Source organism: Hydrocoleum sp. CS-953 (assembly GCF_002260545.1).
Classification (GTDB): domain Bacteria; phylum Cyanobacteriota; class Cyanobacteriia; order Cyanobacteriales; family Microcoleaceae; genus Trichodesmium.
The window spans coordinates 1-4,621 of sequence record NZ_LGSU01000785.1 but is presented as its reverse complement, the minus strand read 5'-3'; the positions used below and the strand labels follow the sequence as shown (position 1 = coordinate 4,621).

Genomic DNA, 4,621 nt, shown 5'->3' with positions numbered 1-4,621 from the left:
AAATAATTATCCATTATCCATTGTTCATTATCAATTGTTAAAGAGGTAATTATCCATTATCAATTAATCAACCACCCTACTACTTTTTAAGAAACTTTAAACCGCATTTGAATCATCCGCCAAATTTCTCCAACCCACAATACAACAGAAGTACCGCCAATAATTATTAACCAATCTCTTAAAGATAAAGGAACTGTTCTAAACACATCTCCACCATATTGAACCATCACAATTTGCCCTACGAAAATAAATGCAGCGATCGCTACAAAACTGCCATTTTTACTAATACTAGAAAATGCAGATTCCCTTAAACCAAAACATTTGGCATTAAACATATTCCAAAACTGCAACATCACAAATGTGGAGAAAAATAGAGATAGTTCGTAAGGCGTTACTACATTGTCTTGCTGAATATATAGCAAGAAACCGACAAAAAACACTAAGAATATTGATGCTACTGAGAAAATACTCACCGTCATTGGTTGGGAAATAATAAATTCTTCAGGATTTCTCGGTGCTTTCTCCATGACTTTTTGATTAGGTGGTTCTGTTGCTAAAGCTAATGCAGCAAAAGTATCCATAATTAAATTTACCCACAATAATTGAATTACAGTAAATGGCAGATTAATTCCAATAAACGGACCTAATAAAGCTATCCCACAAGCAGCAACATTTATTGTTAACTGGAAAAGGATAAACTTTTGAATGTTTTGGTAAAGCGATCGCCCCCACATAACTCCATTTTCAATACTGGCAAATGAGTCATTCAAAATTATGATATCGCTTGCTTCCTTAGCAACAGAAGTACCACTACCCATTGATAAACCTACCTGCGCTTGGTTTAATGCAGGCGCATCATTGGTGCCATCACCTGTAACTGCCACAACTTCCCCACTTGCTTGTAGAAGTTGTACAATACGTTGCTTATCCTGTGGTCGCGCTCTAGCAATCACCTTAGCTGTTTTCACTACTGCCAAAGCTGCTTCATCATCCAATTCACGGAGTTTATTACCAGTGATGCAATAATCATTATGCTCGTTCTCACCCATAATACCAATTTCACGGGCAACTTCCATTGCTGTCAAACGACTATCTCCAGTAATCATTTTGACTTTGACCCCAGCTTTTTGACAGATTTGTACTGCTGGCGGTACTTCCTCTCGCACTGGATCAGCGATCGCCACAAAACCTAGCAAAATCAAATCGTGATATTGTTCCAGTTCATTTCCTTGTTGATAGTTTTGAGGATCTCTAATATAAGCAAATCCCAAAGTGCGTCTACCAATAGTTTCATACTTATTTAACTCTGCTGCGATAGATACTCNCCCAGCTTTTTGACAGATTTGTACTGCTGGCGGTACTTCCTCTCGCACTGGATCAGCGATCGCCACAAAACCTAGCAAAATCAAATCGTGATATTGTTCCAGTTCATTTCCTTGTTGATAGTTTTGAGGATCTCTAATATAAGCAAATCCCAAAGTGCGTCTACCAATAGTTTCATACTTATTTAACTCTGCTGCGATAGATACTCTTTGAGAATTTGCAAAAGGTTTAACTCCATCTGAGGTGAGAATTTGATTGCAACTCGCGAGCAATAGTTCTGGCGCACCTTTAATATGGAGTATTTTTTCACCTGTAGTGGGGGAAACTCCAAGAGTTGCCATGTACTTTCTGTCTGAGGAAAAAGTTAACTGACTGATAATGTCAAAATTTTCTCGTTTGTCAATATAGTCAATTTTGTTTTCTTCCAACCACAATAGCAAAGCTGCTTCTGTATGGTCTCCCAGAGGAATAGACTCTTCCCCTTTTCTGTGTTCTAAGTTAGCTGTACTATTGGCACAGATAGCTTCAACTATAATATTGTCAGCATTGAGAGTGTGAGAATTGAAACTGGGAAAATGTACATCACTCACCTGCATTTTGTTTTCAGTCAATGTACCTGTTTTATCAGAACAAATCACTGTTGTGGCACCGATAGTTTCGCAAGCCTGCATCCGACGAACCAGATTATTCTGTTTAGTCATCTTCTGCATACTGTAGGCGAGACTGAGGGTAACGCTTAGAGCTAATCCTTCCGGTACGGCAACAACGATGACTGCAACTGCAATCATAAAGTAAGTTAGGAATTTGAGGGCGATATCGGAAGTTATCCAGTCAGCGGGAGAAGTAGGAACCCATTCTAAATAGTAACCGACTCCGATACCGATGCCAGATATTGCCAGGGCGATCAAAACATTTTTTAACCAGGCGATGGCACTATCATCTTCCAACCATTCTGGTACTTCTATTTCTTTGCCTATTGATTCTAATCCATCTACAATTATTGGCAACCAGACTCTAGTTATAGCGATAACTAATCCAATGACTAGAATACTAATAATATACCATTGTCCCAAGGTAAGGTTAAGTTCTCCTGTGAGGATACCTCTGGCGACTAAAGCAATATCAATTAAGACTGCTACTCCTAAACCAAGGATACCAATCAAATTACTGAGGCGTTCGAGTTGGAGATTTAGAGGCGTTTCTACATCTGTAATATCAAGAATGCATCTAGCAGTTTTACCGATTTCTGTCTCATCCCCAACTGCTGTGATTTCGATGATTCCATGTCCATCATTGACTATGGTATCACGCAAGACTTGGTTGGGAGGATAAGCGTAGTTAGTATGGTTGTTAGAAGATAAATTTGCATTTGCTGTTTTGGTAACAGGTATTGCTTCTCCTGTTAAACTTGCTTCGTTTACTTGTAGAGAAACTGCTTCTATTACTTGACCATCTGCTGGTATTTCTTCCCCTGTTTCTATGAGTACAAAATCTCCTACTACTAAGTCTTTTTTCGGAATAGTTGTAACGTTATTATCACGAATTACTGTGATTGATATTTCATCATTTACTTGGTTCAGAATATCGAATTCTTTACTAGCTTTATATTCATTCAAAAAAGCAACAGTTGTAGCTAGTAGAATAGCAGCAATAATACCTAAACCTTCTACATAATTCCCTTCAAAAATTCCGACCGTAATGGCAATAACTGCAGCTATAATTAGAATTCTAATTACTGGGTCATCGAACTTTTCTAACCATAATTTCCACCACGGGGATCGCTTGGGGGGTGTTAATAAATTAGAACCATATTTTTGTCTACTTGCCTCAACCTCAGCTTGTGTGAGTCCTCTATAGCGGCTTTGTTTTTGCCCTATTTCCTCAGTAGTTTTCATTGATTAATCTCCTTGCCAAAATTTTATTTGGTGGGTATTTTGATAATTTTAGTATTTTATCATTTTTTTCTTAATTTTATTAATATATCTTAAATTAGAATTTTTGTCTATAATCCATCCAATTCTATTAAAAAGGGAATAGGGAATAGGGAATAGGGAATAGTAAAGAATGGAAAACAGCATTAATTAAATAGTAGCCTTCCACAAGGATTAGTGGCTACTCAAGAAAGATTTTTTTTGTAATAAAAAAATGCTATGTAGATTTACATCTCATTTGAAAAGACTATATAATTTAGATTGCCAAATATAGTAGTCTTATGACTTTTGAATAAAATGTTGATTGAGCGTTTAGAAAATATACATTGGAATCAAGCACCAAAAATCATATCTTTATTTTCTGGTTGTGGAGGAATGGATTTACCATTTCATAAGGCAGGATTTAAGGTGGTTTGGGCAATTGATTCTAATTTTTATGCCTGTCAAACTTTTAAGAAAAATATTGCTGATGTTATAGATCATAATCAAATTGAAAACATAGATATTAGTCAAGTTCCCGAAGCAGATTTAATTACAGGAGGTTTCCCTTGTCAAGATTTTTCTATGATTTGGAAACGTCCGGGTTTAGAAGGTACTAGAGGCAATTTATATACCTATTTTTTAGAATTTGTTAAATGGAAACAACCCAAGGCATTTATAGCAGAAAATGTCAAAGGTTTATTAAGTGCGAATAAACATCAAGCAATTCAACAAATAATATCAGATTTTGAAAGTATATCTCCTGGTTATTTAGTCAAACCTAAATTGTATAATTTTGCTGATTATGGAGTACCCCAGTTTAGAGAAAGAGTCATTTTAGTTGGGATTAGAATGGATACTGGTTTTAATTTTATTCATCCTGCACCAGAATATGGTATTAGTCGGAAATATCCACATATAACTGCTGGTAAAGCACTTAAAAATGTAGAAAAAGTTCCCGACAATAATGAACATCAAAAAATTCAACCTCGAACAATTGAAATATTGAAAAGGATAAAAGCAGGAGGTAATTTTAGAGATATTCCTAAAGATAGTCCCTATTATGTAAAAGGAATGATTAGTCATGTTTATCGACGGATTCATCCAGACAAACCTGCTGCTACAATTATTGCTGGTGGGGGTGGCGGAACATGGGGTTATCATTATCCTGAACCAAGGTCTTTAACAAATAGAGAAAGAGCAAGGTTACAAACATTTCCTGATAATTTTATTTTTGAAGGTTCTTTTACTGAAATTAGACGACAAATTGGTAATGCAGTACCTCCAGATGGAATTATTTCTATTGTTGAATCTTTGATTCCATTATTCAAAAATGATTATCAGAAAATAGATTTATATAGTCTCAGTAAACATTTGCAAGTTATGTC

3 protein-coding genes are annotated in these 4,621 nt (G+C 35.9%); 1 reads left to right on the top strand and 2 read right to left on the bottom strand.

Annotated features, from left to right (window positions below):
* Positions 1 to 86 precede the first annotated feature (86 nt).
* Together AFK68_RS41395 and AFK68_RS09725 are read right to left on the bottom strand one after the other, a co-directional pair.
* On the bottom strand, positions 87 to 1,202 hold the full coding sequence (locus tag AFK68_RS41395; protein WP_371357309.1) for an HAD-IC family P-type ATPase: 1,116 nt from the start codon (positions 1,200 to 1,202) through the stop codon (positions 87 to 89).
* A 123-nt stretch (positions 1,203 to 1,325) separates the two neighbouring features.
* Positions 1,326 to 3,218: HAD-IC family P-type ATPase (locus AFK68_RS09725; protein ID WP_246844089.1), on the bottom strand; the 1,893-nt coding region annotated here is incomplete at its 3' end.
* A gap of 333 nt (positions 3,219 to 3,551) precedes the next feature.
* Between AFK68_RS09725 and AFK68_RS09720 the strand changes: the two genes are divergently transcribed.
* On the top strand, positions 3,552 to 4,621 hold a 1,070-nt coding region (locus tag AFK68_RS09720), incomplete at its 3' end, for a DNA cytosine methyltransferase (protein WP_094672535.1).